At 39.3% G+C, this 16029-nt stretch carries 17 protein-coding genes; 10 read left to right on the top strand and 7 right to left on the bottom strand.

The genetic code is table 11. The features are described 5' to 3' along the window. Position 1: 1 nt before the first annotated feature. Together IEV41_RS08100 and IEV41_RS08095 are read left to right on the top strand one after the other, a co-directional pair. Entirely contained in the window at positions 2-1270 is a 1269-nt protein-coding gene (locus IEV41_RS08100; protein WP_188387885.1) for a GntP family permease, read from the top strand. Positions 1271-1282: 12 nt separating this feature from the next. Further along, positions 1283-2425 carry a glycerate kinase gene (locus IEV41_RS08095; protein ID WP_188387884.1) on the top strand — a complete coding sequence of 381 codons (1143 nt, stop codon included), beginning with the start codon at positions 1283-1285 and terminating at the stop codon, positions 2423-2425. A 320-nt stretch (positions 2426-2745) separates the two neighbouring features. Here the strand turns inward: IEV41_RS08095 and rnjA are convergent, their stop codons facing one another. Then, positions 2746-4413 carry a ribonuclease J1 gene (gene rnjA / locus IEV41_RS08090; protein WP_188387883.1) on the bottom strand — a complete coding sequence of 556 codons (1668 nt, stop codon included), beginning with the start codon at positions 4411-4413 and terminating at the stop codon, positions 2746-2748. A gap of 3 nt (positions 4414-4416) precedes the next feature. Next, entirely contained in the window at positions 4417-4629 is a 213-nt protein-coding gene (locus IEV41_RS08085) for a DNA-dependent RNA polymerase subunit epsilon (protein WP_188387882.1), read from the bottom strand. A gap of 453 nt (positions 4630-5082) precedes the next feature. Between IEV41_RS08085 and IEV41_RS08080 the strand changes: the two genes are divergently transcribed. Further along, positions 5083-5238, top strand: coding sequence for a hypothetical protein (locus IEV41_RS08080; protein WP_188387881.1), 156 nt, complete (start codon positions 5083-5085; stop codon positions 5236-5238). A 40-nt stretch (positions 5239-5278) separates the two neighbouring features. Here the strand turns inward: IEV41_RS08080 and def are convergent, their stop codons facing one another. Both def and IEV41_RS08070 read right to left on the bottom strand, forming a co-directional pair. Continuing rightward, positions 5279-5833 (bottom strand): peptide deformylase, encoded by a 555-nt coding sequence (gene def, locus IEV41_RS08075; protein ID WP_188387880.1) that lies wholly within the window; start codon positions 5831-5833, stop codon positions 5279-5281. A gap of 136 nt (positions 5834-5969) precedes the next feature. Then, complete coding sequence (locus IEV41_RS08070) at positions 5970-6113, bottom strand: YjcZ family sporulation protein (protein ID WP_188387879.1); 144 nt, start codon at positions 6111-6113, stop codon at positions 5970-5972. A gap of 220 nt (positions 6114-6333) precedes the next feature. On the opposite strand from IEV41_RS08070, the gene IEV41_RS08065 reads away from it, so the two are divergent. The 6 genes from IEV41_RS08065 (at position 6334) to IEV41_RS08040 (ending at position 13478) form a co-directional block, all read left to right on the top strand. Further along, positions 6334-6984: a YkyA family protein gene (locus IEV41_RS08065; protein ID WP_188387878.1), complete on the top strand. Its 651-nt coding sequence runs from the start codon at positions 6334-6336 to the stop codon at positions 6982-6984. Between the two features lie 538 nt (positions 6985-7522). Beyond that, positions 7523-8632 carry a pyruvate dehydrogenase (acetyl-transferring) E1 component subunit alpha gene (gene pdhA, locus IEV41_RS08060; protein ID WP_188387877.1) on the top strand — a complete coding sequence of 370 codons (1110 nt, stop codon included), beginning with the start codon at positions 7523-7525 and terminating at the stop codon, positions 8630-8632. A gap of 3 nt (positions 8633-8635) precedes the next feature. Then, complete coding sequence (locus tag IEV41_RS08055; RefSeq protein ID WP_188387876.1) at positions 8636-9613, top strand: alpha-ketoacid dehydrogenase subunit beta; 978 nt, start codon at positions 8636-8638, stop codon at positions 9611-9613. A 129-nt stretch (positions 9614-9742) separates the two neighbouring features. Then, positions 9743-11029, top strand: a complete 1287-nt coding sequence (locus tag IEV41_RS08050) for a dihydrolipoamide acetyltransferase family protein (protein WP_188387875.1) — start codon at positions 9743-9745, stop codon at positions 11027-11029. Positions 11030-11033: 4 nt separating this feature from the next. Continuing rightward, positions 11034-12443, top strand: a complete 1410-nt coding sequence (gene lpdA, locus IEV41_RS08045; protein WP_188387874.1) for a dihydrolipoyl dehydrogenase — start codon at positions 11034-11036, stop codon at positions 12441-12443. 489 nt (positions 12444-12932) lie between these two features. After that, on the top strand, positions 12933-13478 hold the full coding sequence (locus tag IEV41_RS08040) for a GNAT family N-acetyltransferase (RefSeq protein WP_188387873.1): 546 nt from the start codon (positions 12933-12935) through the stop codon (positions 13476-13478). A gap of 17 nt (positions 13479-13495) precedes the next feature. On the opposite strand, the gene IEV41_RS08035 is transcribed toward IEV41_RS08040, so the two are convergent. After that, positions 13496-14200, bottom strand: coding sequence for a Type 1 glutamine amidotransferase-like domain-containing protein (locus IEV41_RS08035; protein ID WP_188387872.1), 705 nt, complete (start codon positions 14198-14200; stop codon positions 13496-13498). Between the two features lie 11 nt (positions 14201-14211). Then, positions 14212-14616, bottom strand: coding sequence for a DUF1885 family protein (locus tag IEV41_RS08030; RefSeq protein WP_188387871.1), 405 nt, complete (start codon positions 14614-14616; stop codon positions 14212-14214). Between the two features lie 144 nt (positions 14617-14760). On the opposite strand from IEV41_RS08030, the gene IEV41_RS08025 reads away from it, so the two are divergent. Next, on the top strand, positions 14761-15054 hold the full coding sequence (locus tag IEV41_RS08025) for a DUF3055 domain-containing protein (RefSeq protein ID WP_188387870.1): 294 nt from the start codon (positions 14761-14763) through the stop codon (positions 15052-15054). Between the two features lie 26 nt (positions 15055-15080). Here the strand turns inward: IEV41_RS08025 and IEV41_RS08020 are convergent, their stop codons facing one another. Continuing rightward, positions 15081-15893 (bottom strand): nucleotidyltransferase domain-containing protein, encoded by an 813-nt coding sequence (locus tag IEV41_RS08020; protein ID WP_188387869.1) that lies wholly within the window; start codon positions 15891-15893, stop codon positions 15081-15083. Positions 15894-16029: the final 136 nt, after the last annotated feature.

The following is a 16029-nucleotide window of genomic DNA, read 5'->3' as shown; positions in this document are numbered from 1 at the left end:
AATGGGAATTGAAGTAAGTGCGTTAGGTGCCATTTGTGCGCTTGTTATTGCAATTGGACTTATTTTGAAGAAAGTACCACCGGCATATGGAATGATAGCGGGTGCATTGATTGGTGGAATTATCGGAGGAGTTACGCTAGTTGAGACGGTAACACTTATGATCGAAGGTGCAAAAGGAATTATTCCAGCTGTATTACGTATTATTGCAGCAGGTGTGTTAGCAGGTGTCTTAATTGAATCAGGCGCAGCAACAACATTAGCAGAAACAATTGTCAAGAAGGTAGGGGAAGCGAAAGCATTGCTATCTCTAACATTAGCAACAGCAATTTTAACATCTGTTGGCGTATTCGTGGACGTTGCAGTAATTACAGTAGCGCCAATTGCATTAGCAATTGCGCGTCGTGCAAATTTATCAAAAATGGCAATTTTATTAGCGATGATTGGTGGAGGAAAAGCTGGTAACATTATGTCACCAAATCCAAATACAATTGCCGCATCTGACGCATTCAATGTACCATTAACATCTGTTATGGCAGCAGGAATCATTCCGGCTATTTTCGGAATTGTTGTGACGTACATATTAGCGAAGAAGCTAGTGAACAAAGGAACAGCAGTAACGAAAGAAGAAGTGCAAGCGGTGAACACAGAATCATTACCTAGTTTCGGGACAGCGATAATTGCACCGCTAACTGCAATTATTTTGTTAGCATTACGACCAATATTTAATATTAATATCGATCCAATGATCGCCTTACCAATTGGTGGTATTGTCGGTGCAATTGCGATGGGCCGTGCGAAGAAGATTAATGATTATGCGGTATCAGGCTTAAATAAAATGTCAGGTGTAGCCATTATGCTACTCGGAACGGGTACACTTGCAGGAATTATTTCGAACTCTGGATTAAAAAATGTGATTATTGACGGTTTAACAAATTCAGGATTACCAGCTTACTTATTAGCGCCAATTAGTGGTGCAGCAATGTCATTAGCAACAGCATCAACAACAGCAGGTACGGCAGTTGCAAGTTCTGTATTTAGTGGAACGATTCTAGAATTAGGTGTAGCTTCGTTAGCAGGGGCGGCAATGATTCATGCAGGTGCAACAGTAATGGATCATATGCCACACGGTAGTTTCTTCCATGCGACAGCTGGCAGCCTGAACATGGGCATGAAAGAACGCCTAAAGTTAATTCCATATGAAACAGCGGTAGGATTAACTTTAGTTACAGTTTCAACACTTCTGTTTGGTGTATTTAAATTGTTTATATAGGGGGAGAGCAACATGAAAATTGTCATCGCACCAGATTCATTTAAAGAAAGTTTAACAGCAAAAGAAGTTGCACATGCGATTGAAAAAGGCTGGAAGCATGTATTTCCAGATGCCGAGTATGTTCAAGTGCCAATGGCAGACGGAGGAGAAGGGACAGTACAATCATTAGTAGATGCAACGAATGGATATATCGTGAAGGAATTTGTAACAGGTCCACTTGGTAATAAAGTAGAAGGGTATTTCGGTATAGTAGGAGACGGTAAAACAGCTGTTATTGAAATGGCGGCAGCTTCTGGGATTCATTACGTACCAGTAGCAAAGCGAAATCCACTTGTAACGACAACAAGAGGAACGGGAGAGTTAATTAGTCGTGCGTTAGATGAAGGGGTAGAACGTATTATTTTAGGATTAGGCGGAAGTGCAACGAATGATGGCGGAGCTGGTATGGCTCAAGCATTAGGCGCGAAGTTATTAAATAGAGTTGGAGAAGAATTACCTGTTGGTGGTGGTGCACTTGCACAACTAGCTAAAATTGATGTGGGCGAAATGGATGAGCGCTTACAAAATGTTTCTTTCATCGTGGCATGTGATGTAGATAATCCACTTACAGGAAATAGAGGGGCATCAGCAATTTTCGGGCCACAAAAAGGTGCTACAAGTGAAATGGTAGCAGCACTAGATTCCAACCTTGCTCATTATGCGCATGTTATTCGAGAAGATTTAGGAAAGAATGTTGAAGTAGTACCTGGAGCAGGTGCAGCAGGAGGGCTAGGTGCAGGTGTACTTGCCTTCTTGAATGCCGAACTAAAAAGCGGTGTTGATATTGTTATTGAGGCAACGAACTTAAAAGAAAAAGTAAAAGGTGCAGATTACGTTATTACAGGCGAAGGACGCATTGATGGACAGACAATTTACGGAAAAACACCGATTGGCGTTGCAAAAACGGCGAAGTTATACGACATTCCAGTTATCGGCCTTGCAGGGTGTTTACGCGAAGATTGCGCAGTTGTATATGAGCATGGAATTGATATTGTTTTCCCAATTGTTCCAGCAGCAATTACGCTAGAAGAAGCATTGCGACAAGGCGAACAAAATTTAGAACGTACAGCACGTAATGTTGCGCAGATTATTAAAATGAGTAGTAGAGGGAAGTAATATATATAGGAAAAAGCAAATTGCTGAGCGATTTGCTTTTTCTGTATTAGAATAAAGGACATTTCATACACGTAACGGAGAGTGGCGACTCCTGCGGGAAAAGCGAGGAAAGTGGGAACCCGCAAGGCTTGCCGAGGAGGCTCGCTCTCGCCCGCGGAAAGTGTCCACTCGGAGTGTAGTGTGTAGAGATTATCCCATCTTTCGAGTAAAGAACTAATTATAAGTTATTATATAGAGAAGCGAGGAGGGCTCCTATTATATATGCAAAAGAATGAAAGAAAAGGCACTAGGAATTTTTCCTAGTGCCTTTTACACATATCTTACACTTCCATAATGATTGGTAAAATCATCGGTTTGCGCTTTGTTTTTTCGTATAGGAACGGTGCTAATGTGTCTGTAATTTCATTCTTAATTTCAGACCATTGTGTCGTACGACGTTCCATTGTTTTGTTTAAGTGAACAGAAATTAACTGTTGTGCTTCGTTAATTAAATCGCCACTTTCACGCATATAGACAAATCCACGAGAGATAATGTCTGGGCCAGCAGCAATTTTGAATTCTTTCATGTCGATGCTTACCACAACGATAACAAGACCTTCTTCAGAAAGAATACGACGGTCACGCAATACGATGTTACCAATATCACCGATACCGCTACCATCAATATATACGTTACCAGAAGGAATCTTACCAACTACTTGTGCTTCGTTTGCACGTAAGCCAAGTACTTCACCATTGTCCATAATGAAGCAATCTTCTGGTAATACACCACAATCTTGAGCAAGTTGTGCGTGCATACGTTGCATACGGTATTCACCGTGGATTGGCATAAAGAACTTCGGCTTAATTAAGCGAAGCATTAACTTTTGCTCTTGTTGTCCACCGTGACCACTTGTATGAATGTCGCTTAATGAACCGTGGATAACATCTGCGCCAGCACGGTATAATTTATCAATTGTACGGCTTACGCTTAATGTGTTACCTGGGATTGGTGAAGATGAGAACACAACTGTGTCACCAGGGATAATCTGGATTTGACGGTGCGTTCCATTAGCGATACGAGATAATGCAGCCATTGGCTCACCTTGGCTACCTGTACATAAGATAACTACTTCATTAGCAGGTAAGCGGTTAATTTGTGATGGTTCGATAAACGTATCTTTCGGGCATTTAATGTATCCTAAATCATGACCGATTTCAATTGCAGCTTCCATACTACGTCCGAATACTGCAATTTTTCGATTCGTTTTCACAGCAGATTCAACAACTTGTTGTAAGCGATGAATGTTCGATGCAAACGTTGCGAAAATAATACGTCCGTCTACTTTACGGAAAATTTCGTCAATGCTTTCTCCAACACGACGCTCTGACATTGTGAAGTGAGGTACTTCACTGTTTGTGCTGTCAGATAGTAAGCATAACACGCCTTCTTTTCCGATTTCTGCCATCTTCGTTAAGTTAGCAGGCTCTCCAACCGGTGTGAAATCGAATTTAAAGTCTCCAGTATGTACAACTTGTCCTTGTGGAGTCTTTACAACAACGCCATATGAATCAGGGATACTATGTGTTGTACGGAAGAACGTAACCGACGTTTTACGGAACTTGATAACATCGTCTTCTTTAATTTCGATTAACTTTGTTTTACGTAGTAAGCCATGCTCTTCTAATTTATTCTTAATTAAACCGAGCGCTAATTTGCCACCATAAATAGGAATGTTAATTTGACGAAGTAAGTAAGGAATTCCTCCAATATGATCTTCGTGTCCATGTGTAACAAACAATCCCTTAATTTTCTCTTCGTTACGAACTAAATAAGTGTAATCTGGGATTACATAGTCGATTCCTAGAAGCTCATCTTCTGGAAACTTGATTCCGGCATCAATTAATATAATTTCATCTTGGAATTGTACTGCGTATGTATTCTTACCGATTTCACCTAGTCCACCTAGTGCGAATACAGCAGTTTGGTCATTTTTTAAAAATTTCATAGACTATTCGATCTCCGTCACTTTGAAATTTTCACTTTGTTGTTCGTATTCTAAATGAGCACCGGAAAGTTGTTGAACCAATTCAATATTGTAATTGAATTTTGATAATTTTTTACGAACGTCACGTTCAGAAATTGCTTCGATATAAAGAGTTTTTGTACATTCTCTTACCGGAGCTTCTTTTGCGTCCTGTTGATAAAACACTTTGAAAATCATTAAAATCTCTCCTTCTTAAATATAGCATCTGTTTCATATTATATAGGATATTGCTATGTATTTCATTCCTTTTCAAAAAGAAAATAGGAAATTTTATCTTTATTATAACGTAAGTCGTAGTAGACTTGTTTTATCATATCTTAAATAAAAAAATTAAGCAATTTTCTTTTTCCGCAAAAGTTCTATCCATTGCTTTTTCATGAGTCGTTTTAGCTGTTTAAACATTAGTGTATACCCCCTGACGCCCAGATTAAACCAGTTTCGGCATCTTTTTTTGTTAGTATTCGTTTTCACGATAAAAACTATGAATAGCAGAAGAAAAAGTTTTTTACGAGAACGTTTACCACATAGCGTCTATCTTTTTGGAAACTAGGTGCAAGCATAGGGCGGGTGTGTCTTTTTGACATACGCTAGTTATGAATCGTTTGTTTTCAAAGATAGGGGGAGACTAAGATGAACAAAAGACTATTGCAAATAGTGGATGAAAATAGGGAAGAAGTTATTAGAAGAAGGGCAGAAATGAAAAAAAAGAACGATATTGAGTATCATCGTAAGCTGGCAGAGTATTTACATGCGAATATGCCAGTGGAGAAAAAGAAAATTAAATAAAAAAGAAGCTGAATTTCTCAAGGGAAATTCAGCTTCTTTTTTATCTCTCTAAAGGAGCGGCATCTTCTGGCTGTGTGAATGGATTGTCTTTGTTGATGTGATCATAGAACATCACGCCGTTTAAATGATCAATCTCATGCTGGAAGCAAATTGCAGCTAATCCTTTTAGACGTACTTTAATTTGTTCACCTTCTAGTGTTGTACCTGTTACGGTAATGCGCGCATAACGAGGCACGTATCCTGGTACGTCGCGATCAACAGACAAGCATCCTTCTCCGCCTGATAGATATGTGCGTTCTACAGAGTGGCTAACAATTTTCGGATTGAACAGGGCATAGCTATGTAGCGAGTCATCTTGGTTTGTTAAGTGCACAGCAATCATTCGTTTTGATACATTGATCTGCGGAGCTGCTAAACCAATCCCTGGACGCAAACTATACGTTGCTGCCATTTCTGGATTTTGGCTATTTTGTACAAAGTCAATCATACTTTGTAAAGTTTCTTTGTCTTCTGCTGATGCAGGTAGCGGTACTTCTTTTGCAACATCACGAAGTGTTTGGTGTCCTTCGCGAATAACATCTTTCATTGTTAACATACAAATCCTCCTGACGAAAGGTAATGTAGAGAATATTATACCACTTTTTATAGGATAGTTGGATTGTTTTAAAAAGAAAAGCAGAGAAGATACTTCTCTGCTTTTTTTCATGAGTGTTATTTCTTACATATGCACCTTAGCAAAACTTAGATGCGCCTACAATGATAAGAAGGATGAATAACACAACGATTAATGCAAATCCACGTCCGTATCCATATCCTCCACCACAGTAGCCGTAAGATGGATAGCCACAAGAAGAACCATACCCATATCCGTGCATAGGAAAAAACCCCCTTCGTCATCTTCCGCTTTGTAGCGGTTACTTATAAAGTATGTGGAGCGCGGAAAACGGTATAGTCAGCAGCCTATATGTATAAATTTAGAAATTTAAGCGAAAGGCTACAGTATAATGATTTATTTCAAGTAGAAACATGTTATACCATTTTTGGCTTAAGTATGTGTAGACCAAGTGTGATGAAGTAGAGAAAGGAGATGAATATATGTTTCGATTCTTCGTTGTTTGTCTTGCAGTTCTCATTCAAAGTGGTTGCGGGAATATTCTTGTACAGGAAGAACAAGTGCAAAAGCAACTTGAACGATTTGAAAGCGTAGATGCAAATATGTATGAACCGCAACAAGAGCTACTAAAACTGGAGGGGGAGGAGAAGCAAGTATATGAACAACTGGTAACACTTCGTCTTGATAATCAAGCAGAGATGAAGTCATTGGCGGATGAAGCAAATGAATTATTAGAACAACGAAAGAAACTGTTGGAGAAAGAAAAACGAGCGGTGAAGGAATCGAAGGAAGCATTTCAACAAGTCGAGCCCTTGATACATGGTATGAGTGATGAAGGAATACAAAGGGAATGGGAGAAGATGAAAGAGGTGATGACTCACCGATATACATCATATGAAGAATTGTATAATGAATATGATGTTGCCTTGAAAGAAGGAGGGGAGTTGTACCGAGTATTTCTTCAATCGCCATTTAGTACGGTATCTGTTGAGAATCAAATAAAAAAAATTGATGAACAATATAAGCGAGTTGCGGAGCGTAATCATTCCTTTAATAATTGGACAGATGAATACCATAAAGAACGAGATGTGCTATACGAAAAGATAGCAGGAAATCCAAATAAAACGAAATGAAAAAATGAATAATATAGAAGCATAAGGGAAGGGAAGAATAGAAGGTTATTTCGTCAAACTTCTACTATGTTTTTCGTTATTTGTATATAATAGATAGTGCAAAACGAACAATTTTGTTATGTAACAGATTGTTCTGTTGTGTTAATACAGTTTAGGATTAGTGTTTTGTAATTATTTCCTTGAATTATGTCCTTTTTTCCATTAGAAAGAAGATATAAAAGGATTGACGAGTGAATGGGCTTAGTGTAAACTATTGCTCAGAATGAAGTTGTATTAATGATTTGTTAATAAAACATTGATACAGTTTCACAAAGTAGACATAATGTTAAACGCTAGACGCGTAGCTTGTATACACAGCGTAGAAAATTATATACAATTTTCTTATAGGAAGAACCGCTGTGTACACTGTGGATGAAAACGTTTTAAAAAAGCGACTATCATCGGCTATGTGGTGATAGCGCTATAATTTTTGTGTATTACTATTTACCAAATGAATAGTGAAAAACTTGTTAATTGACAAGATTACGAGGTGAAAGAGATGAAAGGTACAAAAGCTCTTATTGATGGCGTTCAGCAACTAAAAGCAGTTGAAGAGCAGTTCCAGACAGTACAAATTTTAAATGAAGAAGGCGAAGTTGTTAATCCTGACTTAATGCCTGACTTAACAGACGAGCAATTAAAAGAATTAATGAGCCGTATGGTTTACACTCGTGTGTTAGACCAACGTTCTATTTCATTAAACCGTCAAGGTCGCTTAGGTTTCTATGCGCCAACGGCTGGTCAAGAAGCTTCTCAGTTAGCATCTCATTATGCTTTAGAGAAAGAAGACTTCATCTTACCAGGTTACCGTGACGTTCCACAAATGATCTGGCATGGTGTGCCATTATGGCAAGCATTCTTATGGTCTCGTGGACATTTCCAAGGTGGACAAATGCCTGAAGGCGTAAACGTATTCCCACCACAAATCATCATCGGTGCACAATACATTCAATGTGCTGGTGTTGCATTAGGTATGAAGAAACGCGGCGTGAAAGCTGTAGCAATCACTTACACTGGTGACGGCGGAGCTTCTCAAGGTGACGTATACGAAGGTATGAACTTCGCAGGTGCTTACCAAGCTCCAGCAATCTTCGTAGTACAAAACAACCGTTTCGCAATCTCTACTCCAGTAGAAAAGCAATCTGCTGCTAAGACAATCGCTCAAAAAGCAGTAGCTGCTGGTATCCCTGGTATCCAAGTAGACGGTATGGATCCATTAGCAGTTTACGCTGCAACTCGCACTGCTCGTGAGCGTGCAATCAACGGTGAAGGTCCAACGTTAATCGAAACATTAACATTCCGTTACGGACCACACACAATGGCTGGAGATGATCCAACTCGTTACCGTACGAAAGATCTTGAAAACGAGTGGGAGAAGAAAGATCCAATCGTTCGCTTCCGTAAGTTCTTAGAAGCTAAAGGCATCTGGAACGAAGAAGAAGAAAACAAAGTAATCGAGCAAGCTAAAGAAGAGATCAAAGAAGGAATTAAGATCGCTGACGGCGCTCCAAAACAACAAGTAACAGACTTAATGAACATCATGTTCGAAAAAATGCCGTTCAACTTAGCTGAACAGTTCGAAATCTACAAAGAGAAGGAGTCGAAGTAAGCCATGGCTCAAATGACAATGATCCAAGCAATTAACGATGCCCTGCGCATTGAGTTAAAAAACGATCCAAACGTAGTATTATTTGGAGAAGACGTAGGTAACAACGGTGGTGTATTCCGTGCTACTGAAGGCCTTCAAGCTGAGTTTGGCGAAGATCGTGTATTTGATACACCACTTGCAGAATCAGGTATTGGTGGTTTAGCTGTAGGTTTAGGCTTACAAGGCTACCGTCCAGTTCCAGAAATCCAATTCTTCGCGTTCATCTTCGAAGCAATGGATTCAGTATGTGGTCAATTATCACGTATTCGTTACCGTTCAGGCGGACGCTTCACTGCGCCAGTAACAATCCGTTCACCATTCGGTGGTGGAGTTCATACTCCAGAAATGCACGCAGATAACATCGAAGGTTTATTTGCACAAACTCCAGGTATGAAGGTAGTAATTCCTTCAACTCCTTACGATGCAAAAGGTTTATTAATCGCTTCTATCCGCGATAACGATCCAGTTCTATTCTTAGAGCACATGAAATTATACCGTTCATTCCGTGAAGAGGTACCTGAAGGAGAATACACAATCGAATTAGGTAAAGCTGACGTGAAACGTGAAGGTACTGACCTTTCTATCGTAACTTACGGTGCAATGGTACATGCTTCATTAAAAGCTGCAGAAGAGTTAGAGAAAGAAGGACACTCTGTAGAAGTTATCGACTTACGTACTGTAAGCCCAATCGATATCGAAACAATCGTTGCATCTGTTGAGAAGACAGGCCGTGCAATCGTTGTTCAAGAAGCACAAAAACAAGCTGGTATCGCAGCAAACGTTGTAGCTGAAATCAGCGACCGTTGCATTCTTTCATTAGAAGCTCCAGTATTACGTGTAGCTGCTCCTGACACAATCTTCCCGTTCCCAGCTGCTGAGAGCGTATGGTTACCAAACCACAAAGATATTGTTGAAACAGCTAAGAAAGTAATCGAATTCTAATATATAAATAGTTCTGGTCTAAAAGAAATCGTTCGGTTGATTTCTTTTAGACTTCTTACTTACAAAAACATATCACTTCAGAGGTCATACATATAGAAACTGAAGTGTACGAAATAGGAGGCAACCACTGTGTCATTCGAATTTAAATTACCAGATATCGGTGAAGGTATTCATGAAGGTGAAATCGTAAAATGGTTTGTTAAACCAGGCGATGAAGTAGGCGAAGACGATGTACTATGTGAAGTACAAAACGATAAAGCTGTAGTAGAAATCCCATCTCCAGTTAAAGGTACTGTTTTAGAAGTACTAGTTGATGAGGGTGTAGTAGCAACTGTAGGTCAAACATTAATCAAGTTTGATGCTCCAGGTTACGAAGACTTAGTATTCAAGGGTGACGACCACGGCGACGATCACGCTGAAGAAGCGAAAGAAGAGCCTAAAGCAGAAGCTCCAGCAGCAGCGGCAGCAGTAGCAGTTGATGAGAACAAACGTGTTATCTCAATGCCATCTGTACGTAAATATGCTCGTCATAAAGGTGTAGATATCCGTGCGGTACAAGGTTCAGGTAAAAATGGACGTGTTCTTAAAGCTGATATCGATGCATTCTTAAACGGTGGTGCAGCAGTAGCAGTTGAAGCTCCAGTAGCAGCAGAAGTTGCAACAGAAGCTCCAAAAGCTGAAAAAGCAGCTCCACAACCAATCCCAGCTGGTGAGTACCCAGAAACTCGTGAGAAGATGAGCGGAATCCGTAAAGCTATCTCTAAAGCAATGGTTAACTCTAAACATACAGCTCCACACGTTACATTAATGGACGAAATCGATGTAACTGACTTAGTAGCACACCGTAAGCAATTCAAAGAGTATGCTGCAAACAAAGGTATTAAGTTAACTTACTTACCATACATCGTTAAAGCGTTAACTTCTGCATTACGTCAATACCCAGCATTAAATGCTTCTATCGACGATGCAACTGAAGAAATCATCCAAAAGCACTACTTCAACATTGGTATCGCTGCTGACACTGATAAAGGTTTATTAGTACCAGTTGTAAAAGATGCTGACCGTAAGTCTGTATTAACGATTTCTCAAGAAATTAACGAATTAGCTGGTAAAGCTCGTGAAGGTCGCTTAGCTCCTGCAGAAATGAAGGGCGGATCTTGCACAATCACTAACATCGGTTCTGTAGGTGGACAATGGTTCACTCCAGTTATCAACCACCCTGAAGTTGCTATTTTAGGCGTAGGTCGTATCGCTGATAAGCCAGTTGTGAAGAACGGCGAAATCGTAGTAGCTCCAGTTCTTGCATTATCATTAAGCTTTGACCACCGTTTAATCGATGGCGCAACAGCTCAAAATGCATTAAACCACGTGAAACGTTTATTAAACGATCCACAATTATTAGTAATGGAGGCGTAATCCAATGGTAGTAGGAGATTTTCCAATTGATTTAGATACAGTCGTTGTCGGCGCAGGTCCTGGTGGATATGTAGCAGCAATCCGTGCTGCACAATTAGGACAAAAAGTAGCAATCATCGAGAAGGGTGCTCTTGGTGGCGTATGCTTAAACGTTGGATGTATTCCTTCAAAAGCATTAATCGCTGCTGGTCACCGTTACGAAACAGCTAAACACTCAGAAGATATGGGTATTAAAGCTGATAACGTAACAGTTGACTTCTCAAAAGTTCAAGCTTGGAAAGATAGCGTAGTTAAGAAATTAACTGGCGGTGTTGGAAGCTTATTAAAAGGTAACAAAGTAGAAATCATCACAGGTGAAGCTTACTTCGTAGATGGTAACTCTATGCGTGTTATCAACGAAGATTCAGCTCAAACTTACACGTTCAAGAACGCAATTGTTGCAACTGGTTCAACTCCAATCGAGATCCCAGGCTTCAAATTTTCTAAACGCGTAATCAATTCTACTGGTGCTTTAGCATTAACAGAAATTCCTAAGAAATTAGTTGTAATCGGTGGCGGTTACATCGGTATGGAATTAGGAACTGCTTATGCTAACTTCGGTACAGAAGTAACAGTTGTAGAAGCTGGTGACGAAATCTTAGCTGGTTTCGAAAAATCAATGTCTACAGTTGTTAAAAAAGAATTGAAGAAAAAAGGTAACGTAGAAATCTTCACGAAATCATTTGCTAAAGGCGTAGAAGAAACAGAAACAGGTGTTACTGTTAAGTTCGAAACAAATGGCGAAATGAAATCAATCGAAGCTGACTATGTATTAGTAACAGTAGGCCGTCGTCCTAATACACAAGAATTAGGATTAGAGCAAGCTGGTGTTAAATTAACAGACCGTGGCTTAGTTGAAATCGACAAACAATGCCGTACTTCTGTTTCTAACATCTTTGCAATCGGTGATATCGTTGCAGGACCTCCATTAGCGCACAAAGCTTCTTATGAAGCGAAAATCGCTGCTGAAGTAATCAGCGGAGAGCCAGCAGAAATCGACTACTTAGCAATTCCTGCAGTATGCTTCACAGATCCTGAATTAGCATCTGTTGGATACTTCAAGAAAGAAGCGGAAGATAAAGGAATCGCAGTAACTGTTGCGAAATTCCCATTCGCTGCTAACGGTCGTGCGTTATCATTAAACGCAACTGAAGGATTCGTACAACTTGTATGCCGTAAAGAAGATGGCTTAATCATCGGTGCTCAAGTTGCTGGTGCTGGTGCATCTGATATCATCTCTGAGTTAGGTCTTGCTATCGAAGCAGGTATGACTGCTGAGGATATCGCTCACACAATCCATGCTCATCCAACATTAGGTGAGATTTCAATGGAAGCTGCTGAAGTAGCAATCGGAAGCCCAATCCACACAATGTAATAAAATGATAAAACCACAGAGGACTTGTTCTTCTGTGGTTTTTTATGTTTAAAAGTCATTAGTATAGGCTCGAATAACAAATAAAATTTCAGTAACTTGTACTGAAATACTTATATTGCTCGTACAATAAACTACAGACGTGCAAAAGGGGATGAAGAAAATGAAGCATCTTCTTGTTAGTAGCTTACAAGGTATTATTTGGAGTGGGTATTCAGTAATTGTTTGGCTTTCTCAAAAGGACAAGGTGTATGCAAAAGGTATGTTATTTATCATATTTCTATATGTTTCTTACCTTGTGACAAAACGCTTTTTCCCTCATAAGAGACAAGCTTTCATTGTAACGTGTATGAACATAGGAGGATATTTCCTCCTACAACTAATCGTGACGCCATTGTTTCATCTTTTTTCTTAAAGATACGCATTTCGTAGGCGTAACTTTTTACATACAACCGAGATGAGAGTAAGATGGTCCAAAAGGAGAAATCCAGCATGTACGAGACGAAGCGATTGCAGTTACGTTCACTAGTATTAAGTGATGCAGCACAGGTAGAAGCATTAGCGGGTGATTATGAAATTGCGAAGACGACATTAAATATTCCGCATCCATATCCAGAAGGTGGCGCGATAACATGGATTACTTCTATATTGGAAGATCCTAATGAAGGAAAAACAAGAAGAACATTTGCTATTACGTTAGATAATATGTTGATTGGTACAATTAGTTTATTGATTGCAGAAGTTCACAATCGTGCGGAATTAGCATATTGGCTTGGGACAGAATATTGGAGCCAAGGGTATATGACAGAAGTAGCCCAACTAATGATCCAGATTGGATTTGAAGAACATCAGCTTCATCGTATTTACGCTGCTTCGTTTACCGAAAACCCGGGTTCATGGAAAATTATGAAGAAACTCGATATGACCTATGAAGGTACGATGCGTCATCATGTTATGAAGTGGGGAAAGCCTGTTGATTTAGTGTATTACGGTATATTAAAAGAAGAATACGAAACGAAAAAACAGGGTGCATTATAATACACCCTGTTTTCCTTTTATCGCACTAAAGCACCTAAATATTCAGTCGGTAACGCTTTTTCACGTAATGTTTCGTCAAAAGAAACGCGATATGCTTTGCTAGCAGGTCGTGAGCTAATAATACGATGAATGTCTCGATCAATGAAGTGGATAGCTACACCGTCGTCGATTGCAAAACCAGCTTGAAGCCCGTTGGATGTAATAAATTGCCGATAGGCGTTTTGTCGGTAAGATTCACCATCATAATGTGGACATACACTTCCTTTTAAGAATCCTAAAGATGTAATAGGTGCGGGTCCATCTCCAAATGAATCCGTTAACCCTTCTTCGAACCAACACATCGCTCCAGCACTAATACCAGCAAGAATAATCCCTTGCTCCCATGCTTTACGTAAAATTGCATCGAGGCCCCATTCTTTCCATAGAAGCAATAAGTTCTTCGTATTACCACCACCTACGTAAATAATATCTTTGTCCAAGATGAAGCCCTCTAAATCCCTCGTTGGTGGTTTAAATAATGAGAGGTGAGATGGTATACACTTCTGTTCATTGAAGAACGTATAAAAACGGTCGATATAATTTTGTGCATCTCCGCTTGCGGTCGGGATGAAACAAATCTTTGGATTTTCTTTTTTTGACTGATTCAGTATGTACGAATCTAATAACGGATTTTCTGGTTCCATCGAGAACCCGCCACCGCCAAGAGCAATAATTTGGCGCATACAATCACCTCTTATCGTTTATAGAAATACATAATTCGTCCATTAAATAAGTGAAGTTGTCCCTGTAATTTCTTCGCAAGGAAGCGACAAAATTCATTTGCTTTTCCTTTATCACCGAACGTAGCATTTTCTGGTAGGGAAAGGAAGATGATGTGTTCGTCATTTTCTTCTTTTACCCCAACGTAGAAGTGGTTGTACCTGTCTTCGTTTGACACGAGTTCTAGTAACGTATGGTCATTGTGCGTACGTTCGTTCATAACATACGGGAAGGCCGCTTCACCGTAATTCCAATTCACTTGATCACCTGTTTTCGCTGTGATGTTTTTATAATAATGGAATAGGTCTTTAATTTCTGCGAGTGTAATGGTTTGTTGTGTCGATTTTGGCATAAGTTTGATAAATGCATGCTGTGTCATTTCGTTTTTCCCCCTATATTGACATCATATCTATTTTATTGTATCATTTATTTAAATTTTTTGACAATGACAACATACTTCTTTTGTCAAGACACCATACAATGTTGAAAAATACTCACTAAATTAAAGAGGGGGAGTGTTTGGATGTACGATAAATTGTATGACGAGACAGAGAACGTGAAAGTGAAATTTGTGGGTTTTATGACAGATGATGTTCGATATGATTTTGGAATTGTGTACACAAATGCCTTTTTCGGGAAACCGTTAGTTGTGTGTATGCAAACAGGAAGGTCAGCCGTGCTTTGCCAAGAAGATGTGGAGAATGTGGAGCACTTACAGCAACTATTCAAAATTGATTCTGATAAAGAAGCGGTAGATTTATCCGAGTATTTCAAGTATTTATTACCACATGCTGTTGGTGGGCCAGAGGCGGAGTAAGGGAAACCCGTTAGAAGATATTTCTTCTAACGGGTTTTTCTTATTTGTTTAATATTTTTGTTTCCGTACAAGTTAATAACATAGGAAATGAATCGTCGTACTTCTTTTGCACGATCGATTTTTGAATTATAGTATGACGTAGGAGCGGAGTTTGTCCGAATACGAACAGCTTCTTGGATAAGTAGTTGGAAAGCAATTTCTGTACGTTGTTCCAGATAGCTTGCGGCGTTTAGCTTTGATGCAATTGTTTGTGTATCCATCGTGTAGGCGATACGACATAAGGTGAGAACAGCAAACTCTACCCATTCATCTAATAAGAAAATAAGTTTTTTCTTTGCTTTTTCTTTCCAGTAGGTGTGAAGGTTGTATAGCATAGCCGATAGGAGTTGTTCGTCTGCCATTTCTATAGATAGGTTTTGAATTGGTAATCCGTATGCGGTGAGACCGTGATGTTGGAGTGTATACCATGTAACAAAATTTAAATCGTGGTAGCCTTTTGTATGAAGTTTTGTACCAATAAAGTAAAGATAAGGTGATATTTCCTCCTGTCCTTTTCCGATATCAGCTTGTCTAATGTACATTCCTTCTATGCGTTTTGCTAAGGAATATTTTTTACCAAGTTGTTTATGAAGAGTGGAAAGAGTATCCCAATCCTCTTCTTTGAAATCGTCACGTATGATAGCAAGAAGATCGATATCGCTTTTTTCTTCATCATATGCTCCAAGGGCGACAGAGTTATATATGTATACTCCAACAATTTTATCGCCGTAATAATAGCAAAGTTCTCGGGCGTATTCATCAAGTAATAGTTGCACAGAAGCAGGAATACGAATATGCATGTTATACACCTCTTCGATTCTGAATTTTACAACAAATAAAGTATATCATATTCAGGACTAGTATGTAGTTCAAAGGATGCTATCAAATCAAAAAGTTGCCTTAAGGAAACTTTGTTAGTTTAGTAGAAAATACTTG

This window comes from Priestia taiwanensis, from assembly GCF_014638355.1.
Taxonomy (GTDB): domain Bacteria; phylum Bacillota; class Bacilli; order Bacillales; family Bacillaceae_G; genus Priestia_D; species Priestia_D taiwanensis.
Note: the sequence above shows the minus strand (reverse complement) of the source record. Positions and strands in the feature narration are given on the sequence as shown.

What these genes read in the sequence shown, in the direction of transcription:
- IEV41_RS08100 (WP_188387885.1), top strand. Translation starts at nt 2, where the DNA reads ATGGGAATTGAAGTAAGTGCGTTAGGTGCCATTTGTGCGCTTGTTATT.
- IEV41_RS08095 (WP_188387884.1), top strand. Translation starts at nt 1,283, where the DNA reads ATGAAAATTGTCATCGCACCAGATTCATTTAAAGAAAGTTTAACAGCA.
- rnjA (WP_188387883.1), bottom strand. Translation starts at nt 4,413, where the DNA reads ATGAAATTTTTAAAAAATGACCAAACTGCTGTATTCGCACTAGGTGGA.
- IEV41_RS08085 (WP_188387882.1), bottom strand. Translation starts at nt 4,629, where the DNA reads ATGATTTTCAAAGTGTTTTATCAACAGGACGCAAAAGAAGCTCCGGTA.
- IEV41_RS08080 (WP_188387881.1), top strand. Translation starts at nt 5,083, where the DNA reads ATGAACAAAAGACTATTGCAAATAGTGGATGAAAATAGGGAAGAAGTT.
- def (WP_188387880.1), bottom strand. Translation starts at nt 5,833, where the DNA reads ATGTTAACAATGAAAGATGTTATTCGCGAAGGACACCAAACACTTCGT.
- IEV41_RS08070 (WP_188387879.1), bottom strand. Translation starts at nt 6,113, where the DNA reads ATGCACGGATATGGGTATGGTTCTTCTTGTGGCTATCCATCTTACGGC.
- IEV41_RS08065 (WP_188387878.1), top strand. Translation starts at nt 6,334, where the DNA reads ATGTTTCGATTCTTCGTTGTTTGTCTTGCAGTTCTCATTCAAAGTGGT.
- pdhA (WP_188387877.1), top strand. Translation starts at nt 7,523, where the DNA reads ATGAAAGGTACAAAAGCTCTTATTGATGGCGTTCAGCAACTAAAAGCA.
- IEV41_RS08055 (WP_188387876.1), top strand. Translation starts at nt 8,636, where the DNA reads ATGGCTCAAATGACAATGATCCAAGCAATTAACGATGCCCTGCGCATT.
- lpdA (WP_188387874.1), top strand. Translation starts at nt 11,034, where the DNA reads ATGGTAGTAGGAGATTTTCCAATTGATTTAGATACAGTCGTTGTCGGC.
- IEV41_RS08040 (WP_188387873.1), top strand. Translation starts at nt 12,933, where the DNA reads ATGTACGAGACGAAGCGATTGCAGTTACGTTCACTAGTATTAAGTGAT.
- IEV41_RS08035 (WP_188387872.1), bottom strand. Translation starts at nt 14,200, where the DNA reads ATGCGCCAAATTATTGCTCTTGGCGGTGGCGGGTTCTCGATGGAACCA.
- IEV41_RS08030 (WP_188387871.1), bottom strand. Translation starts at nt 14,616, where the DNA reads ATGACACAGCATGCATTTATCAAACTTATGCCAAAATCGACACAACAA.
- IEV41_RS08025 (WP_188387870.1), top strand. Translation starts at nt 14,761, where the DNA reads ATGTACGATAAATTGTATGACGAGACAGAGAACGTGAAAGTGAAATTT.
- IEV41_RS08020 (WP_188387869.1), bottom strand. Translation starts at nt 15,893, where the DNA reads ATGCATATTCGTATTCCTGCTTCTGTGCAACTATTACTTGATGAATAC.